The sequence below is a fragment of the Sphingomonas sp. Leaf231 genome, from assembly GCF_001421995.1.
In the GTDB taxonomy this organism is placed as follows: Bacteria; Pseudomonadota; Alphaproteobacteria; order Sphingomonadales; family Sphingomonadaceae; genus Sphingomonas.
In genome coordinates, this window is record NZ_LMLS01000002.1 from 158,214 (window position 1) to 178,046 (window position 19,833).

General features: G+C 68.3%; 16 protein-coding genes and 1 tRNA gene. 10 read left to right on the top strand and 7 right to left on the bottom strand.

Going from position 1 to position 19,833, the window contains the following annotated elements; all coding sequences use genetic code 11:
• Positions 1–29: 29 nt before the first annotated feature.
• Positions 30–2,351 carry an FtsK/SpoIIIE family DNA translocase gene (locus tag ASE95_RS07025; protein WP_056633775.1) on the bottom strand — a complete coding sequence of 774 codons (2,322 nt, stop codon included), beginning with the start codon at positions 2,349–2,351 and terminating at the stop codon, positions 30–32.
• A 113-nt stretch (positions 2,352–2,464) separates the two neighbouring features.
• Between ASE95_RS07025 and ASE95_RS07030 the strand changes: the two genes are divergently transcribed.
• Both ASE95_RS07030 and ASE95_RS07035 read left to right on the top strand, forming a co-directional pair.
• Positions 2,465–3,694 carry a UbiH/UbiF/VisC/COQ6 family ubiquinone biosynthesis hydroxylase gene (locus ASE95_RS07030; RefSeq protein WP_056633777.1) on the top strand — a complete coding sequence of 410 codons (1,230 nt, stop codon included), beginning with the start codon at positions 2,465–2,467 and terminating at the stop codon, positions 3,692–3,694.
• Complete coding sequence (locus ASE95_RS07035) at positions 3,694–4,431, top strand: aspartate/glutamate racemase family protein (protein ID WP_056633781.1); 738 nt, start codon at positions 3,694–3,696, stop codon at positions 4,429–4,431. Before ASE95_RS07030 ends, ASE95_RS07035 begins: the two co-directional genes overlap by 1 nt.
• A 73-nt stretch (positions 4,432–4,504) precedes the next feature.
• Here the strand turns inward: ASE95_RS07035 and pdeM are convergent, their stop codons facing one another.
• The 4 genes from pdeM to ASE95_RS07055 all read right to left on the bottom strand — a co-directional run bounded on the left by pdeM (position 4,505) and on the right by ASE95_RS07055 (position 9,108).
• Positions 4,505–5,182: a ligase-associated DNA damage response endonuclease PdeM gene (pdeM, locus tag ASE95_RS07040; protein WP_056633784.1), complete on the bottom strand. Its 678-nt coding sequence runs from the start codon at positions 5,180–5,182 to the stop codon at positions 4,505–4,507.
• Between the two features lie 248 nt (positions 5,183–5,430).
• On the bottom strand, positions 5,431–6,393 hold the full coding sequence (locus ASE95_RS07045; RefSeq protein WP_056633787.1) for an aspartyl protease family protein: 963 nt from the start codon (positions 6,391–6,393) through the stop codon (positions 5,431–5,433).
• A gap of 31 nt (positions 6,394–6,424) precedes the next feature.
• Positions 6,425–8,833 (bottom strand): ligase-associated DNA damage response DEXH box helicase, encoded by a 2,409-nt coding sequence (locus ASE95_RS07050; protein WP_082449997.1) that lies wholly within the window; start codon positions 8,831–8,833, stop codon positions 6,425–6,427.
• 95 nt (positions 8,834–8,928) lie between these two features.
• On the bottom strand, positions 8,929–9,108 hold the full coding sequence (locus ASE95_RS07055; protein WP_056633791.1) for a hypothetical protein: 180 nt from the start codon (positions 9,106–9,108) through the stop codon (positions 8,929–8,931).
• Positions 9,109–9,182: 74 nt separating this feature from the next.
• Here ASE95_RS07055 and ASE95_RS07060 point away from each other — a divergent pair, with 74 nt between their 5' ends.
• The 3 genes from ASE95_RS07060 (at position 9,183) to ASE95_RS07070 (ending at position 13,711) form a co-directional block, all read left to right on the top strand.
• Positions 9,183–10,181, top strand: a complete 999-nt coding sequence (locus ASE95_RS07060) for a ligase-associated DNA damage response exonuclease (RefSeq protein ID WP_056633793.1) — start codon at positions 9,183–9,185, stop codon at positions 10,179–10,181.
• A gap of 69 nt (positions 10,182–10,250) precedes the next feature.
• Positions 10,251–11,888 carry a S10 family peptidase gene (locus ASE95_RS07065; protein ID WP_056633796.1) on the top strand — a complete coding sequence of 546 codons (1,638 nt, stop codon included), beginning with the start codon at positions 10,251–10,253 and terminating at the stop codon, positions 11,886–11,888.
• Positions 11,888–13,711: a DUF885 domain-containing protein gene (locus ASE95_RS07070; protein ID WP_056635847.1), complete on the top strand. Its 1,824-nt coding sequence runs from the start codon at positions 11,888–11,890 to the stop codon at positions 13,709–13,711. The genes ASE95_RS07065 and ASE95_RS07070 overlap by 1 nt, the downstream gene beginning before the upstream one ends.
• A gap of 113 nt (positions 13,712–13,824) precedes the next feature.
• On the opposite strand, the gene ASE95_RS07075 is transcribed toward ASE95_RS07070, so the two are convergent.
• Together ASE95_RS07075 and ASE95_RS07080 are read right to left on the bottom strand one after the other, a co-directional pair.
• Entirely contained in the window at positions 13,825–14,520 is a 696-nt protein-coding gene (locus tag ASE95_RS07075) for an RlmE family RNA methyltransferase (protein WP_056633799.1), read from the bottom strand.
• Complete coding sequence (locus ASE95_RS07080; protein ID WP_082449998.1) at positions 14,517–15,554, bottom strand: Ppx/GppA phosphatase family protein; 1,038 nt, start codon at positions 15,552–15,554, stop codon at positions 14,517–14,519. The genes ASE95_RS07075 and ASE95_RS07080 overlap by 4 nt, the downstream gene beginning before the upstream one ends.
• A gap of 143 nt (positions 15,555–15,697) precedes the next feature.
• Between ASE95_RS07080 and ASE95_RS07085 the strand changes: the two genes are divergently transcribed.
• The 5 genes from ASE95_RS07085 to ASE95_RS07105 all read left to right on the top strand — a co-directional run bounded on the left by ASE95_RS07085 (position 15,698) and on the right by ASE95_RS07105 (position 19,793).
• Positions 15,698–15,771 (top strand) — tRNA-Gln (locus ASE95_RS07085).
• Between the two features lie 158 nt (positions 15,772–15,929).
• Positions 15,930–17,567, top strand: coding sequence for a glycoside hydrolase family 43 protein (locus ASE95_RS07090; protein WP_056633802.1), 1,638 nt, complete (start codon positions 15,930–15,932; stop codon positions 17,565–17,567).
• A 128-nt stretch (positions 17,568–17,695) separates the two neighbouring features.
• Entirely contained in the window at positions 17,696–18,619 is a 924-nt protein-coding gene (epsC, locus tag ASE95_RS07095) for a serine O-acetyltransferase EpsC (RefSeq protein WP_235528228.1), read from the top strand.
• On the top strand, positions 18,612–19,352 hold the full coding sequence (locus tag ASE95_RS07100; RefSeq protein WP_200918772.1) for a gamma-glutamyl-gamma-aminobutyrate hydrolase family protein: 741 nt from the start codon (positions 18,612–18,614) through the stop codon (positions 19,350–19,352). The genes epsC and ASE95_RS07100 overlap by 8 nt, the downstream gene beginning before the upstream one ends.
• 57 nt (positions 19,353–19,409) lie before the next feature.
• Positions 19,410–19,793, top strand: coding sequence for a hypothetical protein (locus tag ASE95_RS07105; protein WP_056633808.1), 384 nt, complete (start codon positions 19,410–19,412; stop codon positions 19,791–19,793).
• The last annotated feature ends 40 nt before the right edge of the window (positions 19,794–19,833 follow it).

A 19,833-nucleotide genomic window follows, 5' to 3' on the forward strand; every position in this document is an offset into this window, starting at 1 on the left:
GCGCGCGATCGCCGCGCGCGCCGGTCGCTTCAGGCAGGGTTGCCGTCGGTGTCGCGGAGCACTTCGCGGCGGCCGACATGGTCGGGGCGACTGACGACGCCTTCCTTCTCCATGCGTTCGATCAGGCGTGCGGCGCTGTTGTAGCCGATGCGCAACTGCCGCTGGAGCCAGGAGGTCGACGCCTTCTGGCTGCCGCAGACGATCGAGACGGCGGCGCGATATTGCTGGTCCTCGGCCGAATCCTCGCCGGTCGGTGCGCCTTCGAGCGCGAAACTCTCCGCCGGCTCCTCGGTGACCGACTCGATATAATCGGGCTGTCCCTGCGCGCGCCAATGGTCGGTAACCGCGCGGACTTCATCGTCGCTGACGAACGGGCCGTGGACGCGGACGATGCCCTTGCCGCCGGGCATGTACAGCATGTCGCCGCGCCCCAGCAGCTGTTCGGCACCCTGTTCGCCGAGGATGGTGCGCGAATCGATCTTGCTGGTGACATGGAAGCTGATGCGCGTCGGCAGGTTCGCCTTGATGACGCCGGTGATGACGTCGACCGACGGGCGCTGTGTCGCCATGATCAGATGGATCCCCGCCGCGCGCGCCTTTTGCGCGAGGCGCTGGATCAGGAATTCGACTTCCTTGCCGGCGGTCATCATCAGGTCGGCCAGCTCGTCGACGATGACCACGATCTGCGGCAGGACGTCGTAATCAAGCTGCTCCTCCTCGTAGATCGGCTGGCCGTTCTCGCCATAGCCGGTCTGGACGCGGCGGCCGAGCGGCGTACCCTTGGCGCGGGCGGCACGAACCTTGTCGTTGAAGCTTGCGAGGCTGCGCACGCCGACGGACGACATCTGCCGGTAGCGATCCTCCATCGTCTCCACCGCCCATTTCAGCGCGCGCACCGCCTTGGACGGATCGGTCACGACCGGCGACAACAGGTGGGGGATGTCGTCGTACATGCTGAGTTCCAGCATCTTCGGATCGATCATGATCATACGGCACTGGTCCGGGGTCAGCCGGTAGAGCAGCGACAGGATCATGCCGTTGAGGCCGACCGACTTGCCCGAACCGGTGGTACCCGCGACCAGCAAGTGCGGCATCGGCGCGAGATCGGCGATGACGGGATCGCCGGCGATGTTCTTGCCGAGGATCACCGGCAGTTGCGCGGTCTGATCCTCGAACGCCTGGCTGGCGACGAGTTCGTGGAGCGACACCATTTCCCGCTTGGCATTGGGCAGTTCGATGCCGATCACCGACCGACCCGGAATCGTCGCGACGCGCGCCGAGATCGCCGACATGTTGCGTGCGATATCGTCGGCCAGCGCGATGACGCGGTTGGCCTTGGTGCCCGGCGCCGGTTCGAGTTCGTACATCGTGACGACCGGCCCGGGACGCACCTCGGTGATCGCGCCCTGCACCTTGAAGTCGTCGAGCACGGTTTCGAGCAGGCGCGCATTGCGCTCCAGCCCGGCCTTGTCGATCGGGCCGCTCTGGTTGACGGGGGAGGGGGTCAGCAGGTCGAGGCCGGGAAGCACGAAGCTGTCGCGCAGGTCGAGCCGCTGCTGCGGCTTGGGCGGCGCGAGCGATGGCGCAATGGTGCGATCGCTGATAACCGGCGCGGGACGATTATCGGGCTGCGCGACGGCACGCGGCGCGGGAGCGCGGGATAGAGCGAACGGGGCGTCGCCGTCTTCACCGTCATCGGCGAGATCGCCTTCGTCCAGATCCTCGCCATCATCGTCGCGCGCGCGTCGGCGCAGCAGGCGCGGGGAGGGCGTGAAGCGCGCCAGATCGATCTCTAGGCTGCGGCCCCAGACGATCGCCCCGGCGATGCCGGTGACGATGCCCAGTGCGACCACGCTCCACCACGTCACCTGTACCTCGCCGATCAACGCGACCGCCGAGCGGAACGCCGCGACAACGCCCGAGCCGACTGCGCCGCCCCAGCCGAACGGCAGCGCCGGTACCGCGCCGGGCGCGACGCAGGCCAGCGTGATCGCCATCAACGCCACGCCGGCGGCGGTATTGCGCAGCATCCGCCAGCCATCGCCGGTCGGCTGCGACCGCCACAGCCGCAGCGCGACGATCGGCGCGACGGGCAGCAGCAGCGCCGCCGCAGGTCCGAATAGCGTCAGGGCGAAATCGGCGAACCACGCGCCGGGCGGTCCGAGCAGATTGCCCGACACGCCCGCCGCCGCGGTATTGAGCGCCGCGTCGCCGGGACGATAGGTGGCCAGCGCCACCGCCATCGCCACCGTCGCCACGAACAATGCGATCGCGGCGATCAACGCCGCGCTGCGCAACGCCCCCGCCTTGACCGTCTCACGCCACAACGGCGCGTCAGCCCGGCTCGCCATCACCAACCCCCAACGATGTCAGAAAAATACGCTCGCATTGTCCGCCTGCGCGCGTTGTACGTCAAGATGGCGGCAGGCGTTGGCAGGTCGCGCAGCACGGGGTAGGGCAGGATATGGACCATGCAGATGCGCGGGCAGACGTGCTCATCCTCGGCGGCGGACTGGTCGGGAGCGCGCTTGCGGTCGCGCTCGACCGACACGGCCTGTCCGCGATCGTCGTCGATCCCGCCGATCCGGCGGTGATGCTGGCGGCCGGATTCGACGGTCGCGCCTCCGCGGTGGCGAGCGCCAGCCACAAGATGCTCGACGCGATCGGGGTAGGGGCGGCGCTGCACGGGCGCGGCTGCGAAATCCGGCAGATCCGCGTCAGCGACGGGCTGGCGCCGGGCAAGCTGGATTTCATCCCGGCCGCCGACGATGCCGCGCTGGGCACGATGTACGAGAACCGGTTGCTGCGCCGTGCGCTGTACGATGCGGCGGTCGCGGCGGAGCGGGTCGATCTGCGGATGCAGACCCGCGCGACCGCGATCGTGCGCGATGCCGACGGGGTGCGCGCGACACTGTCGTCCGGGGTGACGGTGCGTGCGGACCTGCTGGTCGCGGCGGAGGGGCGCAACTCGCCGACGCGCGATGCTGCGGGAATCCGGGTAGCGCGCTGGCAATATGATCACGCCGCGATCATCGGCGCGTTTCACCACGAACGCAGCCACGAGAATGTCGCGTTCGAGATATTCTATCCCGGCGGGCCGTTCGCATTGCTGCCGTTGCCGGACGACGACACCGGTCACCGCTCGGCGATCGTGTGGACGGTGGCGGCGGATCAGGCGGCGGGAATGCTGAAGCTGGGCGACCGTGGCTTCCTGGCCGAGGCGGAGAAAAGGATGGGCGGGTTTCTGGGCGCGTTGTCGCATCCTGCGCCGCGCGCCAGCTACCCGCTCGGCTTCCACCACGCCGCGCGCGTCACCGACACGCGAATGGTATTGGTCGGCGACGCCGCGCACGGCATCCATCCGATCGCCGGGCAGGGAGTGAACCTGGGCTATCGCGACGTGGCGGCGTTGGTCGAGGTGCTGGTCGAGGGACGACGGCTGGGGCTGGAGGCGGGCGACGCGCAGTTGCTCAAGCGGTACGAGGCGTGGCGCAGCCTGGACACGTTCATGGTCGCGGCGGCGACGGATACGCTGACGCGGCTGTTCGGGATACCCGGCAAGACGGCGAGCGCAGTGCGTCGGTTCGGGATATCGGCGGTCGATCGGCTGCCCCCGCTGAAGGACCGCTTCATGGCCGAAGCGCGCGGCGAAAGCGGCGATCTGCCACGGTTGCTGCGCGGCACGATGGCCTGATGCGGACGATCGGGCTGATCGGCGGGATGAGCTGGGAAAGTTCGGCGCATTATTATCGGCTCATCAACCAGGGCGTACGCGAACGGATGGGCGGCGTGCATTCCGCACCGCTATTGATGCTGTCGGTCGATTTTGCGGAGATCGCCGCGCTTCAGCATAGCGGTGATTGGGTGGCACTGGGCGCGCGCATGGTGGCGGCGTCGCGTACGCTGGCGGACGGCGGGGCAGAGGCGATCGTGTTGTGCACCAATACGATGCACAAGCTGGCCGACACGATCGAGCAGGCGCAACCACGGCCGTTGCTGCACATCGCCGACGCGGCCGGTGCGGCGATCGTGGCCGCGGGGCACCGGCGGGTCGGCTTGCTCGGGACCGCGTTCACGATGGAGGAGCCCTTCTACCGCGAACGGCTGAACGCGGGTTTCGGGCTGGAGGTGCTGGTCCCCGATGCCATGGGGCGGGCGACGGTGCATGCCATCATTTATGATGAACTGGTGCGGGGATTCGTGCGCGATGAGTCGCGTGAACGATACCGGACGGTGATCGCCGGGCTGGTCACGCAGGGCGTGGAGGCGATCGTGCTTGGGTGTACCGAGATCATGCTTCTGATCGCGACGGAGGACTCCGCGGTGCCGTTGTTCGATACGACCGCGCTGCATGCCGCGGCGGCGGTGAATTTCATCGTGGGTAGGACGGTACCGCCGTCCAAGGCTCCCACGATCGTCCGGGCACCGTAGAAGCGGACCCCGAATCAGGTCGGCGGGCGATGGAGGAGAGGGTGGCGGCTCTCGCGAAGAGTTCCGCCGGCCGTTACGCCGCCAGCGGGAAGCGCAGCAGGCGATCGGGGAGGGCGACCAGCGCCTCCGCACCGCCACCGGTCGCGCGGGTGATCTCCGGATGGGTGACGTCGAGCCCACCGGTCAGCGCGCCGAATGCAGGAAAGATCAGCTTGGTCGCGGTCGCCACGAAGCAGCGGCGCGCGACCAGCTTGCCCCGCACCCGTACGCGCAGCTTGGGGTGGAAATGGCCTGACATTTCGTGCCGCGCCTCGCACGGTTCGGCCTCGTGCCGCAGGACGACGCCGTCCACCTCTGCCTCATCGCGCACCGCGCCGCCGCAGCGATCGACAAAATGGCGATCATGGTTGCCGGTGATCCACGTCCAGCGCGCGCGCGCGGTCAGCCGCGTCAGCAGCGCACGCGCCGCGTCCGGCAGGCGATCGCAGCCCTGCACGTCATGAAAGCTGTCGCCCAGGCACCAGATCTCCTCGGCCTGCGTCGCCGTGACCAGCGCGTCGAGCGCGGTCAGCGTCGCGATCGAATCGTACGGGGGCAGCATCTGCCCGCCGCGGGCGAACCAGCTCGCCTTTTCGAGGTGAAGGTCCGCGACCAGCAACGCACGCCGCGCCGGCCAGAACAGCGCGCCCTCCGGCAAGGCATGCCAGAGGTGCCCGGCAAAGCGCAGTTCGGCGAACGGAACGGGAACCATGCCTTGCCATGCCCGAGTCGGCGCGCCCGATCAATGGTCGCGACCCGTTTGGACCGACCGACCTTCAGCCGAAGTCCTGCGAACGCCATCATCGCGGGCGTAGCAAAGCACGCGCGGGCCTTGGGCGGAACGCCGGATTGCTTCGCTATGCTCGCAATGGCGGCTGGATGAAGCGGATCCACCCGATCGTGAGAGCGCCATATCGGCGAGCAGTCCGGCACCGGTGACGTGCCGTATGGCGATCCAGCCTAGTTCGCGCGGCGCAGGTTGCGGGGCAGCAGCAGCCGCAGTTCGCGGCGGGCGAAATCGATATGCACGCGGCGGAACAGCCGCAGCGCGTCCATGCCGAGCAGCAACGCGGGTTTCGTCGCCAGCCCGAACGCGGCGAACGGCGGCGCATCGGCAAACGCGACCGGCAATGCCCGGACGGTCGCGCTGCCCAGCGTCATCACGGGCAAGGCGGCGTATTCGGTGGTGATCTGATCGCCCAGCACGCTGGTGAAGATCGCCGGTTCGCCTGCGGTCCGGCGGCTGAGCAGGCGGCGCAGCGCGAGATTGCCGAGGCTGACGCTGGTGCCGGTGTCGAGCACGACGCGCACCCGCCGCCCGGCGACGCTGGCATCGGTGACGACCAATTGCCCGAACAGGCTGCGCGCCCGCACCACGATCTCCCCGCTTTCGCGCGGTGGCGGCTTGTGGCCGATCGCCGGGGTGACGGTCATCCGCCGACGGTCGAAATCGATGGTGAGCGCGTGATCCTGCAACGTGTCGATGCCGAGGATGCCGAGCGCGCCGAGGTCCTGCGCCTCCAGCGCGGGTGCCTCCACACGGCGCGCGCCCAGCGTGCTGACCGATAGCGACGGGATGACGACCGTGTCGACCGCGCTGGTGCCGGTGATCGCGGTCAGGCGCACGCGGCGTCCCGCCGGCAGGCCGAGCCGCCCGGCAAGCTGGCGCGAGATGACGCTGCGCTGCGCGCCGGTGTCGATGATGAAGGCGAACGGGCCGGCGCCCGCGATCTGCACGGGCACGGTCATGCGGTCTTCGTGATCGAGAAAGGCGAGGTCGTCGCCCGGTCCCGGTGTGGTGGGCGGGGTCTGGGGCTCGGTGGCGGGCGGCTCGGTGGCGGGCGGCGCGGGTGCGGGGTCCGCCTGCTGCGCCATGACGGGCAGCGGCAGGCACGCCAGCAGCAGCGCGGACAGCCTCTCCATCACGGGAGCCTACGCCGCATGGGATGCGCGATCAATCGACGCGCATCGCCTCCGCGGCCAGTGCCTCCGCCTCGATCAGCAGCGCGTCGTCGGCGCTGCCGGTCGCCACCTTCTCGCGCCCGATCAGCGTCAGCACCGGCACTGCCAGCGGAGTAACGCGCGGCAGATCGACGTGGACCATCGTATCGGCGGCGCGGCCCAGCAGGTCGGCAAGGCGACCGACGTCGGTCATCCGCGCGCGCGCGTCCGCCCAGGCGGCCTCCAGCAGGACATGGCCGGGTTCGTACTGGCGCAGCACGTCGTAGATCAGGTCGGTCGAGAAGGTAACCTGTCGCCCGGTCTTGCGCTTGCCGGGATGCTGACGCTCGACCAGGCCGCCGATCACCGCCACCTCGCGGAAGGCGCGCTTCAGCAGGTGCGACCGTTCGACCCATTCGACGAATTCGTGTTCGAGAATATCGGCGGAAAACAGCGCGGCCGGATCGGTGATCTTCTCCAGCCCGTAACAGGCGATCGCATAATCGTTGGCGACGAACCCGAGCGGTTTCAGCCCGAGCGTCTCCATCCGCTTCGTCACCAACATGCCGAGCGACTGGTGCGCGTTCCACCCCTCGAAACTATAGGCGATCATATAGTGCCGTCCCTCGCGCGGGAAGGTTTCGATCAGCAATTGTTCGGGGCGCGGCAGCGTGGAGCGACGCTGCTGGATTTCCAGCCATTCGCGCACGTCGTCGGGAAAGCGGTGCCATTCCCCCGGCTCGTTCAGGAAGCGCCGCACGCGCGTGGCGAGATTGGTCGACAGCGGCATCCGGCTGCCGCCGTAGGTGGGGATGCGCGCCGGGCGACTGGTGGCGCGGACGATCAGATCCTCGGTGTCGATCTTCTCGACCTCCAGCGACAGGCCGGCGAAGAAGAACGTGTCGCCATGGCTGAGCGTGGCGGCGAAGCCTTCCTCGACCTTGCCCAGCGCGCGGCCGTTGCGGAAGCGGACCTTGAGCATCGTCGCCTCGACGATGATCCCGGCGTTGAGACGGTGTTGTGCGACGAACTTCGGATGGCTGACGCGCCATTGGCCGTCCGGCCCCTGCGTCAGCCGCTTGAAACGGTCGTAGGCGCGCAGCGAATAGCCGCCGTCGCGGATGAAGCCGAGCACGCGGTCGAACAATTCGTCGGTCAGCGCGGAATAGGGCAGGGCGCTGCGCAATTCGTCCAGCATCGCGGCCTGATCGAACGGCGCGGCGCAGGCGCAGGCCATGACATGCTGCGCCAGCACGTCGAGCGCGCCCATGCGGAACACGTCGGTATCGAGTTCGCCGGCCTCCACCGCATCCAGCGCGGCCCGGGCTTCCAGATATTCGAAGCGATTGCCGGGCACGACGATCGCCTCGCTCGCCTGATCGAGGCGATGGTTGGAGCGGCCGATGCGTTGCAGCAGCCGCGACGATCCCTTGGGTGCGCCCATCTGGATCACGCAATCGACATCGCCCCAGTCGACGCCCAGATCGAGGCTGGCGGTGGCGACCAGCGCGCGCAGGCGGCCGTCGGCCATCGCGCTTTCCACCTTGCGTCGCGCCTCCTTTTCCAGGCTGCCGTGGTGAATGCCGATCGGCAGCTGCATCGCATTGGCCTTCCACAGATCCTGGAAGATCAGTTCGGCCAGGCTGCGGGTGTTGCAGAAGACGATCGAGGTACGGTGCGTCTCGATCTCCGCCATCACCTGTTCGGCGGCATAGCGGCCCGAATGGCCGGCCCAGGGCACACGGCCCTCGGGCAGCAGGATGGCGATATCGGGATCGACGCCGGCGTCGCCATGGACCAGCGCGACCCGGTCGATATCGCCATCGGGGGCGAGCCATGCGCGATAGCCGTCCGGATCGGCGACGGTGGCGGACAGCGCGACGCGGCGGCATGCGGGGGCGATCCGCTGCAACCGCGCCATGCACAGGTTGAGCAGATCGCCGCGCTTGCCGGTGGCGAAGGCATGGACCTCGTCCACGACGATCGTCTTCAGCCCCGCGAACATCGTGAAGCTGTCGGGATAGCTGAGCAGCAGCGACAGCGATTCGGGGGTGGTGAGCAGGATGTGCGGCGGCTTGACCCGTTGCCGTGCCTTGCGGTCCGATGGCGTGTCCCCGGTACGGGTCTCCACGCGAAGGTCGACGTCCATTTCGGCCAGCGGGCCGAGCAGGTTGCGCTGGATATCCACCGCCAGCGCCTTGAGCGGAGAGACGTAGAGGGTGTGCAGGCCGGTGGTCGGCGTTTCGATCAGCTCCGCCAGCGTGGGAAGAAAGCCGGCGAGCGTCTTGCCTGCGCCGGTGGCGGCGATCAGCAGCGCGTGGCGCCCGGCCCGCGCTTCGTCCAGCATCGCCAGCTGGTGTCGCCGGGGTTGCCATCCACGGGTGGCGAACCAGTCCTCAAGGACGGCGGGCAAGGAGGTCAAGCGGGGGTCCGGACGGGCATGGTAACGATGTAGCGTCGGGCGGGCGCGCTACAACCGCCGCGCTTCGCCCTGGTCCTGGCCCCAAGCCGTTTCGTTCACGGTGTCCGTGGACGATCCTCGGCGGATTGCTGCTTGTACAATTCGCGCGTCGCCTGCTCGGTGCGCGCCTCCTGACGCGGCGTGCGGCGGTTGCGTAACATCGCGAATAGCAGGGCGGCCACCAGGATGATCGGCCCGGCGATCACCACGAAGCTCCACAAGCCGTCACCGAACATCGTTGCTTCTCCGTTTGTTAGCCGCATCAACGTGTCGCCGGTGAACTTCGATCCGCGCGCGTGGTTGTTGCGGGATGGCAACGTTGGGCGATTGGCTGGAACCGCATCCGCACGGCATCTACGTGCGCCCCGCCGACGCGTGGATCGATCCGTCGATCCCGGTGCCCCGCGCACTGGTGACGCACGGCCATGCCGATCACGCGCGGGGCGGGCATGGTGCGGTGTGGGCCACCCCCGAAACGCTCGCGATCATGGACGCGCGTTATGGCGAGCAGGAGGCGCGTCCGGTCGGATATGGCGGCAGCGTGCGGCTGGGCGACGTGGAGATCGGGTTCGTGCCGGCGGGGCATGTGCTGGGTTCGGCGCAGATCGTGCTGGATCACCGTGGCGAGCGGGTGGTGGTGTCGGGCGATTACAAGCGCAGGACCGACCCGACCTGCACGCCGTTCGAGCCGGTGAAATGCGACGTGTTCGTGACCGAGGCGACGTTCGGGCTGCCGGTGTTCCGCCACCCCGACACCGGCGACGAGATCGACAAGCTGATCGCGCGGCTGCACGCCAATCCCGATCGCTGCATCGTCGTCGGCGCCTATGCGCTGGGCAAGGCGCAGCGTGTAATCGCCGAGTTGCGCGAGCGGGGGCATGAAGCGCCGATCTTCCTGCATGGCGCGTTGCAGCGGCTATGCGATCTGTACGTCGAACATGGCGTGCGGCTGGGCGAGTTGCGTACGGTCGCCGGCGTGGCGAAGGCCGAGATGGCCGGGCATGTCGTGATGTGCCCGCCCTCCGCATTGAACGATCGCTGGTCGCGGCGGCTGCCCGACCCGATCACCGCGATGGCGAGCGGGTGGATGCGGGTCCGGCAACGTGCGCGGCAGAAGAACGTCGAACTGCCGCTGATCCTGTCCGACCATGCCGACTGGGACGAATTGACGCAGACGCTCGCGGAAATCTCACCGAAGGAGGTGTGGGTGACGCACGGGCGCGAGGAAGCTCTGGTTCATTGGTGCATGACGCGACAGATCAGGGCGCGCGCGCTGGCGCTGGTCGGGTTCGAGGACGAGGACGACTGACCGCGACGCTTGCATGGTTTCACCGGTGACGATTACACCATCCCCTTGTTATGATAAGGGGATCGCCTGATGCGCTTCGGTTACGCCGCCTTCCTGCTTGCCGCTGCGGCGATGCCGGTGCTCGCGCAGGGAAATCCGCCCGGGAAGACATCCGGGAAGACGAATGCCGAGGTGCAGAAGGATGAGGCGGAGGCCGGCTATGCCAATGCCCCGGTACAGGAGCGCGAGGAGACGTCGAAGGGCGCGGTGACGGTGGCGGGCAAGCGGCTGGGCTATACCGCGACCGCCGGCACGCTGACGCTGCGCGATCCGGAGGGCAAGCCGAACGCGTCGATGTTCTACACCGCCTATACGCTGGACGGTACGAAACCGGGAACGAAGCGCCCGATTACCTTCTTCTACAACGGCGGACCGGGCAGCCCGACCTTCTGGCTGCACATGGGATCGTTCGCACCGATGCGGTTGCAGACCGGCAGCCCCGAGTTCATTCGCCCGGCACCCTACGACTTCGGGCCGAACCCGCATACCTTGCTCGACAAAACCGACATGGTGTTCCTGGATGCGATCGGCGCGGGTTATTCGCGACCGTTGGGCGATGCCAAGCCGTCCGACTTCTACGGCACCGACGAGGATGCCGATGCCTTTGCCCGGGCGATCCTGCGGTACGCCACCAAGTTCGGACGGTGGAACTCGCCCAAATTCATCTTCGGCGAAAGCTATGGCACGTTGCGGTCGGGGGCGCTGGCGTACCAGTTGCAGGATCGCGGCATGGCGCTGAACGGCGTCGTCCTGCTCAGCTCGATCATGAATTACGGTTATCGTCAGCCGGGGCTGGACCAGGTCTATCTGAACTATTTGCCCAGCTATGCCGCGACCGCATGGTATCACAATCGCCTGCCCAACCGGCCCGCCGACGTGGCGACGGCGGTGCAGCAGGCACGGGATTTCGCGGTCGGGCCGTATATGTCGGCGCTGGCCAAGGGGCAGAACATCGGCGCAGCGGAGCGCGATACGGTGGCGCGGCGGATGAGCGAGCTGACCGGGCTTTCGTCCGACTTCCTGATCCGCAGCAACCTGCGCGTCGATCTGGCGCGGTTCCAGAAGGAGTTGCTGCGGGGCACGCGGCAGACGGTCGGCCGGTTCGATTCGCGCTACGTCGGGGTCGACAGCGATGCCGCGGGCGAGCGCCCCGAAAGCGACGTGTCGTCGGATGCGATTTCCGGGGCGTTCATCGCGACCTTCAACGATTATGCGACCCACACGCTCGGCTACAAGACCGACATGCCGTATCGGTTGTCGGCGCGCGATGCGAAGGGGTGGACGTGGAACTGGAAGCACGATTCGCCGCTGCGCGGGGGTGGGCAGCAGAACAATCCCAACACCGCCGTCGATCTGGCGGCCGCGATGCGCGCCAACCCATATCTCCAGGTGCTTTCGATGAACGGCTGGTACGACATGGCGACGCCGTTCTTCGGCACGGAAAACGATCTTGGGCACATGATGCTCGAACCCGCGCAGCAGCGGAACCTGGCATTCACTTATTATCCGGCGGGCCACATGACCTATCTCAATCCCGAAGCATTGGTGACGATGAAGCGCGACCTTTCGGCATGGTACGACCGTGCATTGGCGGTGGCGCGATCCGATGCGCCGCCCGTGCCGCCCTCCACCGCGGCGGCGACCACCGCCGGGCAGGGGCCGAACTGATGCGCGCGCCGTTCCTCGCGCTCGCCGCCTCCACCGCGCTCGCCGCCGCGGCCCCGCTCGTCGCGCAGGCTCCGACGACACCGACCGTCGCCGCCACGACGGCGGAGGATGCGCGGCTGACGGCGTTCCTCGACCGCGCGTTCGATGCCCGCGTCGCGCTGAGCCCGGAGACGCAGACCAGCCTCGGCAAGAAGACGAACTACGACCGGCTCGACGACAACACCGACGCCGCTGCGATCCGCGAGCGCGATCTGGGCGAGCGTCAGTTGCGCGGGATGCGTGCCGGCTTCTCGCCCGCGCGGCTGGGGGCGAGCGGGAAGCTGAGCTACCGGTTGTTCGAGCAGCAGGTGGAGCGCGCACGCGACGGCTTCCGGTTCCGCAAATGGCGCTATCCGGTGTCGACCAATGGCAGCCCGATGGGCGATGTGCCGGTGTTCCTGATCAACGAACACCGTGTCGACAGCGTGGCCGACGCGGAGGCCTATGTCGCGCGTGTCCGCGATTCGGAGCGCGTGATGCGGGAGACTGCGGCGCTGATGCGCGAACAGGCGAAGATGGGCATCGTCCCGCCGAAGATGGTGTTCGCGCCGGTGCGCACCGACGCCCGCAAGGTGCTGAGCGGCGCGCCGTTCACCGCCGGTGCCGATTCGGCGCTGATGGCCGATTTCCGCAAGAAGGTGACCGCGCTGAAGGCATCCGACGCGGAAAAGCGGCGGTTGCTGGCGGCGGGCGCGGCGGCGATGACCGGGCCGATGCAGCGCGGCTATCAGCTGATGTTCGCGACGCTGGACGCGATCGAGCCGCAGTCGACCGGCAATTTCGGCGCGTGGAAGCTGCCGCAGGGCGCCGATTATTATGCGGTGCGGTTGCGCGACTCGACGACCACCGATCTGACCGCCGATCAAATCCATATGCTGGGCCTCGCGCAGGTCGCCGCGATCCGCAAGGAAATGGAGGCGGTGAAGACGCGCGTCGGTTTCGCCGGCCCGCTGGAGCAATTCTTCGAAGCGGTGCGCACCGATCCACGTTTCAAATACCCCAACACCGACGCGGGGCGTGAAGCGTATCTGAAGGACGCGCGCGCGTTCGTGGCGCAGATGATGGACGCTGCGCCGCGATTCTTCGTGCGCCTTCCCAAGGCGAAGCTGGAGGTGCGCGCGGTCGAGAAATGGCGGGAGGGGACTGCGTCCACCGCCTTCTACAACCGTCCCGCACCGGATGGTTCGCGGCCCGGCATCTTCTACGTCAACCTGGTCGACATGCGGCAGACGCAGAAGATCCAGCTCGACGCGATCGCCGCGCACGAGGCGGCCCCCGGGCATCATTTCCAGATCGCGCGCGCCATGGAGCTGGAGGGATTGCCGCGGTTCCGCGCGTTCGGCGGCTATGGTGCATATGTCGAGGGTTGGGGCCTGTACAGCGAACGGCTGGCCAAGGAGATGGGCGCGTACAAGGACCCTTATGCCGAATTCGGGATGCTCTCCAACCAGGTGTGGCGCGCGATCCGGCTGGTGCTCGACACCGGCATCCATGCCAAACTGTGGACGCGCGAGCAGGCGGTGGCGTATTTCCGCGCCAACAGTTCGGTCAGCGACACCGACATCGCGCGTGAGGTCGACCGCTATTTCAACTGGCCGGGGCAGGCGACCAGCTACATGGTCGGGCAGCTGAAGATCGCCGAGCTTCGCACGAAGGCGGAGCGCGAACTGGGGTCGAAGTTCGACCTGCGCGATTTCCACGAAACCGTGCTGGGGCAGGGCGCGCTGCCGCTCGACGTGCTGGAGGAGCAGGTGAACGCATATATCGCGGCGAAGAAGGCGTAGCAGCGGCCGCAAGGGTGCGTCACCGCCACCCCCTGCCCGGACCCGCTTCCGTCATCCCCGTCCGTGCGGCGGGGTGACGGTTCACTGCCTGGATCGCAATCGCCGATCCGGCGTCAGGAAAGCGCCGGTGCGTCTTGCGTGGGGCGAGCGGCGCGGCCCTTGAACCCCTGCGCGACGACGAACCATTCCACCGACCCCTTGCGGCTCGCCGGCGGTTTGGCATGTTTCACGGTCGTGAAATTGCGCTTCATCTCCGCGACCAGCGCCGAATCGGCGCCCCCGGCGAATACCTTCGACACGAAGGTGCCGCCGGGGCGCAGCACGTCGACGGCGAAGGCCAGCGCGGTCTCGACCAGCGCCATCGTCCGCAGCGCGTCGGTCTGCGGATGGCCGACGGTGTTGGCGGCCATGTCCGACAGCACCAGATCCGGCGCGCCGCCCAGCGCCTCCATCAGCTTGCCCGGCGCGGCATCGTCCATGAAATCCATTTCGAAGATCGTCACGCCGTCGATCGGATCGACGGGCAGCAAGTCGATGCCGACGATCGCCGCGCCGGGTGTCGTGCGGCGCACCACCTGGCTCCACCCGCCCGGCGCGATGCCGAGGTCGACGACGCGCTTCACGCCCTTCAGCAGCCCGAAGCGTTCGTCCAGCTCGGTCAGCTTGAACGCCGCGCGGCTGCGGTATCCTTCCGCGCGCGCGCGGTGGACATAGGGGTCGTTGAGCTGGCGTTCGAGCCAGCGCGTCGATTGCGCGGTCCGCCGCTTCGCGGTCTTGACGCGCTGCCGCCCGGCACCCGTGCCCCTCATGCCCCCGTCTCCATCAATCGGCGCAGGATGCCCTCACGGATGCCACGATCGGCGACGCCCAGCCGTTCGGCCGGCCACAGGTCCAGGATCCCTTCGAGGATCGCGCAGCCCGCGACGACCAGATCGGCGCGCTCGCGACCGATGCATGGCAATTTCGCGCGCTCCGCCAATGACATGCCGGCGAGTTCCTGGCTGATGGTCCGCATCGCCGCGGCGGGGGCGATCAACCCGTCGACCTGCGCGCGATCGTACCGCTCCAGCCCGAGATGCACGCTCGCCAGCGTCGTGACCGTGCCCGACGTGCCGAGCAGCCGCAGCATCCCGTCGGGACGCGGCAGACGCGCGGCGAACGGCGCGAAACTTTCGGTCACCAGCGCGCGCATGCGCTGATACGCCCGCTCGCGCTCCGCCGCGGTCGCGCCGCCGCCGGCGCTTTCGGTGAGCGAGACGACGCCCCACGGCGCACTGTGCCAGTCGCGGACGCACGGCACCGTGGTGTCGGCGTCGATCAGCACCAGCTCGGTCGAGCCGCCGCCGATATCGAACACCAGCGCGGGGCCGTTGCCCGGCTCCAGCAACGCATGGCAACCAAGGACGGCCAGCCGCGCCTCCTCCTCGGCGGAGATGATGTCGAGATGGATGCCGGTTTCCTCCAGCACCCGCGCGATGAACGCGGCGCCGTTGTTGGCGCGGCGGCACGCCTCGGTCGCGACCGAGCGCGCGAGCGTGACGTTGCGGCGCTTCAGCTTGTCGGCGCACACCCGCAGCGCGGCGATCGTCCGTTCGATCGCGGCATCGGACAGCGCGCCGCTATGCGCCAGTCCCTCGCCCAGCCGCACGATTCGCGAGAAGGCATCGACGACCGCGAAGCCGTCGCCTTGCGGGCGCGCGATCAGCAGCCGGCAATTGTTGGTGCCAAGGTCGAGCGCGGCATAATGCCGCGGCGCGCCGCGCGCATGACGCGGCTGTGGTCGGGCCGAACGGGCAGGCGTATCGTCCTGCCGGCGCGGCAATTGGGCGGTAAAATCCACCATTGCCGTCAACTTTCTAGTATCTTCCGGACCGGGCCGCCCCTGCGACCCCCCGGTGCTTGATCTGCAAGCTACACAGTCGCGTTCCGTGGGGCAAGGCAGGCGTTGACATGGTGCGCCCCAGCCCATAAATGACGCCCCGCTGTTGCCCGATCCTCTAATGGTAAGAGAGCGGACTCTGACTCCGTCAATCAAGGTTCGAGTCCTTGTCGGGCATCCAGCTTCCTCAATCAGCATCGTCGTGCGGCCCGCCTGATCCGGCGACGGCTTCGACCGCGCAAACCCTTGTCATGATAGCGCTAACCTATAGTCTTCGCCGACGCTTCGCGCTGGCGAAGGTGGTGGGAGAGCGAAGTGGTGGTCAGTCGTCGAACCCGGATGATCGCGCGCATCGCGGTCCTGTGCGGCGCGTTGATGGCGGGCAGCGCAGCGGCGCAGGTCGCGAAATTCACGCAGTTTCGCTACGATGGGCGCACGCAGGAACGGGTGACGCTCACCCGCGGGCACTATCGCAACCCGGTCGTGGCCGGCTATTATCCCGATCCCTCGGTCACGCGGGTCGGTGACGATTATTATCTGGTCAATTCGTCGTTCGCGCACTTTCCGGGGATCCCGGTATTCCGGTCGAAGGATCTGGTGAACTGGGCGCAGATCGGCAACGCGATCGACCGCCCCGACCAACTCGATTTTACCGGGCGGCGCGCGTCGCAGGGCGTGTTCGCCCCCGACATCTCCTACCACGCCGGTACCTTCTACATCGCCAACACCTGCGTCGAATGCGGCGGCAATTTCATCGTCACCGCGCGCGATCCGGCCGGGCCGTGGTCCAGGCCGATATGGCTGCCGTTCGAGGGGATCGATCCGTCGATCTATTGGGAGGGCGGGCGCGCGTGGATCGTCAACAACCGCGCCCCCGCAGAACCGCCGCGCTACGACGGGCATCGCGCGATCTGGGTGCAGGAATATGACTGGCGCGCCGGGAGGATGGTGGGCGAGAGCACGCAGCTGATCGACGGCGGCGTCGATCCCGCGACCAAACCGGTGTGGATCGAGGGGCCGCACCTGCTGAAGAAGGACGGCTGGTATTATCTGACCGCTGCGGAAGGCGGGACCGAGGACCAGCATTCCCAGGTCGTATTCCGCGCGCGAAGCCTGCGCGGGCCGTTCGTGCCGTTCGCCGGAAACCCGATCCTGACGCAACGCGATCTGCCCGCCGGCCGCGCGCAGCCGGTGTCGTCGGCCGGGCATGCCAAGCTGGTGCAGACGCAGGCCGGCGATTGGTGGGCGACCTTCCTGGCGACGCGGCCGTATGAGGACGGGCGCTACAGCATCGGGCGCGAGACGTTCCTGCTGCCGGTGACGTGGCGGGACGGCTGGCCCCATATCCTGCCGCGTGGTGCGCGCATCCCGTTCGCCGCCGCGCGGCCGCGCTTGCCACGTGGGGCGACACCGACGCTGCCGACCAGCGGTGACTTCGGCTATCTCGATGCATTCGCCGGCGACACACTGGCGATGCAGTGGATCGGGCTGCGTACGCCCAAGCAGCCGTTCCACCACGTCGCGAATGGCGCGCTGACGTTGCAGCCGGGCGCACGGTTCGGCGACCTGAACGGCGTGCCGTCGTTCGTGGGGCGACGGCAGCAGCATCATGTCGCGACCGTCGCGGTGACGATGCGCTACGTGCCCGGGCGTGACGGGGCACGTGCGGGGTTGGCGGCGGTGCAGAACGATCGCTCGCTGTTGCTGTTCGGGGTGACGCAGCAGCGCGGCAAGCCGGTGGTAGCCTTGTGGACCCGTACCGGTGCCGATGAGGACACGTTGGTGGCGACAGCGCCGATCGACCAGGCGCGCGTGGTGACGCTGACGATCCGCGCGAATGGCGGGACGATGGCGTTCGATTATGCCAATGGCGGCGCGAAACGAACGCTTCGCGCCGGCGTCGACGTGCGGTTCCTGAGTACGAAGGCTGCCGGCGGGTTCGTGGGCACCGTGATCGGGCCGTTCGACGAACGCTGATCCGCGCGACCCGTCGGTTCGGGGCAGCCCAGCTTGGGGGCGGGTAGCGCGCTTCTTTCATGACCCACGCAATCGATGGGATATGATGGGCGTCGAAAGGACGGCCCATGACCCCAAATGGCAGCGCTATGCCGATAGCGGCGGCGATCGCGGATCTGCGGGCGGCGCGCAGCCTGTGGCGCACGCGCCACGATGCGGGGCGCGACCCCGCCAGCTTTCCGTCGCGCGGCGCGCTGGAACGGGTCATGGAGTTGCTCGCGGGGGCGCTCTATCCGCGCCGGCTCGGCCAGTTTCGCGGTCCACCCGCCGACGAGGACGGGTTCGTCGCCGCCAAACTGCTTGCCGCGGCGACCGAACTGGAGCGGGAAATCGCCGCTGAACTCGGCTATTGGCAGGCGGAGGCGAGCAGCGGCCGTTTCGATGCGGACCAGCCCACGACGATCGTACGGCTGTTCGTCGCCGGGCTGGGCGAGGTGCGGCGACTGATCGACAGCGACGTCGAGGCGGCGTTTCTGGGCGACCCCGCCGCACGCAGCGCCGACGAGATCCTGGTCTGCTATCCCGGCGCGATCGCCAGCCTGCATCACCGCGTCGCGCATACGCTGTACGAACTTGGTGCGCCGATCGTCGCACGGCTGGTGTCGGAACTGGCCAACGAACGGACCGGTATCGACATTCACCCCGGTGCGACGATCGGGGCATCGTTCTTCATCGACCACGGCACCGGGGTGGTGATCGGCGAAACCGCGATCATCGGGGAGCGCGTGCGCCTGTACCAGCATGTGACGCTGGGCGCGCGCACCCCGCGCGGCGACGATCCGGATCGCCCGCGCACGCGCCACGCGCGTCACCCGATCGTGGAGGACGATGTGGTCATCTATGCCGGGGCGACGATCCTGGGACGGGTGACGATCGGGACGGGCGCGATGATCGGCGGCAACGTGTGGTTGCTGGACGACGTGCCGGCGGGACGGACGGTCGTGCAGCCCGAGGCACGGGTGCTGGACGATGCGGTAGGCTGGCGCGTGCGCGAGGACCTTCGCGATGGCTGAGGCGCGCAAGCCGTTGATCGGCGTGTTGTGCTGCAACGAAATGGTGCAGCGCCCCGCACAGGTGGCCGCCAGCCGCTTCGTCGCGCCGCTTGCGCGTGTTTCCGACGCCTGCGTGTTGCTGGTCCCCGCGATCGCGGCGGCGTGCGACACGCAGGCGCTGACCGGCTATCTCGACGGACTGTTGCTCACCGGATCGCGCTCGAACGTCGCACCGGATCGTTACGGCGGGGTCGGCGATGCCGGGGACGGTACGCTCGACCCCGACCGCGACGAGGTGGCGCTGACGCTGGCCGGTGCGATGATCGAGGCGGGCAAGCCGGTTTTCGGGATCTGCCGCGGCATGCAGGAGATCAACGTGCTGTTCGGCGGCACGCTGTCCGGCGATAATTGCTGCGGCCGGCATTTGCGCGGTGGCTGGGACGATACCGACTATGCGACGCTGTTCGATCATCGTCACGACGTACGGCTGATCGAAGGCGGCATGCTGGCGCAGGCCACGGGCGAGCGGCGATTGTCGGTCCACTCGGTCCACGAGCAGGCGATCGAGCGTCTGGGCGGCGGCCTGACCGTGGAGGCGCTGTCCAGCGACGACGGCGTGATCGAGGCGGTGGCGGCGCGGCCATGCGGGGCGGATGTGCTGGCGGTGCAATGGCATCCCGAATGGGACGTCGACACCAGCGACGGCAGCCGCGCGTTCTTCGCGCTGATCGGACGCGCGCTGCGCGACGGCTGACGCAACAAAGCCGGGCGCTGGCGGATTGTGCCGTCCGAGAGCGAACGGAGAGATACGATGAAGAAGCCGGCCCTGATCGTCCCGCTGGTCGCGCTGGCGCTGGCCGCCTGTTCGGAGCGTGCCGAGGATCACGCCGACCGCACCGGCAACGCGATCGCCGCCGACGTCGAACGCGCGTCCGACAACGTCGCACGCAGCGTCGACTCGCTCACCGATGCGATCGGCGACCGGGTGGCGAACCGCGTCGACGGGCTGGCCGCCGATCAACTGGACCGCGCCGCCGACCGGATCGATGCCGCCTCCGAACGGCTGGAAGACGAGGTGCGCCGCCGCGCGGACACGGCGCGCGATCGCACCGGGACGGCGCTGGAGAATGCGGGCAACGACCTGCGTCGCGGCACCGAGACGCCCGATCGAGCGCCGGCACGCGACGAACGTTGATCGCCTTCCTGTCGCGGCGACGTGAAGACGGGTAGGCTGG

Coding starts and splice junctions, on each gene's coding strand:
- ASE95_RS07025 (WP_056633775.1), bottom strand. CDS start 2,351: ATGGCGAGCCGGGCTGACGCGCCGTTGTGGCGTGAGACGGTCAAGGCG.
- ASE95_RS07030 (WP_056633777.1), top strand. CDS start 2,465: ATGGACCATGCAGATGCGCGGGCAGACGTGCTCATCCTCGGCGGCGGA.
- ASE95_RS07035 (WP_056633781.1), top strand. CDS start 3,694: ATGCGGACGATCGGGCTGATCGGCGGGATGAGCTGGGAAAGTTCGGCG.
- pdeM (WP_056633784.1), bottom strand. CDS start 5,182: ATGGTTCCCGTTCCGTTCGCCGAACTGCGCTTTGCCGGGCACCTCTGG.
- ASE95_RS07045 (WP_056633787.1), bottom strand. CDS start 6,393: ATGGAGAGGCTGTCCGCGCTGCTGCTGGCGTGCCTGCCGCTGCCCGTC.
- ASE95_RS07055 (WP_056633791.1), bottom strand. CDS start 9,108: ATGTTCGGTGACGGCTTGTGGAGCTTCGTGGTGATCGCCGGGCCGATC.
- ASE95_RS07060 (WP_056633793.1), top strand. CDS start 9,183: ATGGCAACGTTGGGCGATTGGCTGGAACCGCATCCGCACGGCATCTAC.
- ASE95_RS07065 (WP_056633796.1), top strand. CDS start 10,251: ATGCGCTTCGGTTACGCCGCCTTCCTGCTTGCCGCTGCGGCGATGCCG.
- ASE95_RS07070 (WP_056635847.1), top strand. CDS start 11,888: ATGCGCGCGCCGTTCCTCGCGCTCGCCGCCTCCACCGCGCTCGCCGCC.
- ASE95_RS07075 (WP_056633799.1), bottom strand. CDS start 14,520: ATGAGGGGCACGGGTGCCGGGCGGCAGCGCGTCAAGACCGCGAAGCGG.
- ASE95_RS07080 (WP_082449998.1), bottom strand. CDS start 15,554: ATGGTGGATTTTACCGCCCAATTGCCGCGCCGGCAGGACGATACGCCT.
- ASE95_RS07090 (WP_056633802.1), top strand. CDS start 15,930: ATGATCGCGCGCATCGCGGTCCTGTGCGGCGCGTTGATGGCGGGCAGC.
- epsC (WP_235528228.1), top strand. CDS start 17,696: ATGCCGATAGCGGCGGCGATCGCGGATCTGCGGGCGGCGCGCAGCCTG.
- ASE95_RS07100 (WP_200918772.1), top strand. CDS start 18,612: ATGGCTGAGGCGCGCAAGCCGTTGATCGGCGTGTTGTGCTGCAACGAA.
- ASE95_RS07105 (WP_056633808.1), top strand. CDS start 19,410: ATGAAGAAGCCGGCCCTGATCGTCCCGCTGGTCGCGCTGGCGCTGGCC.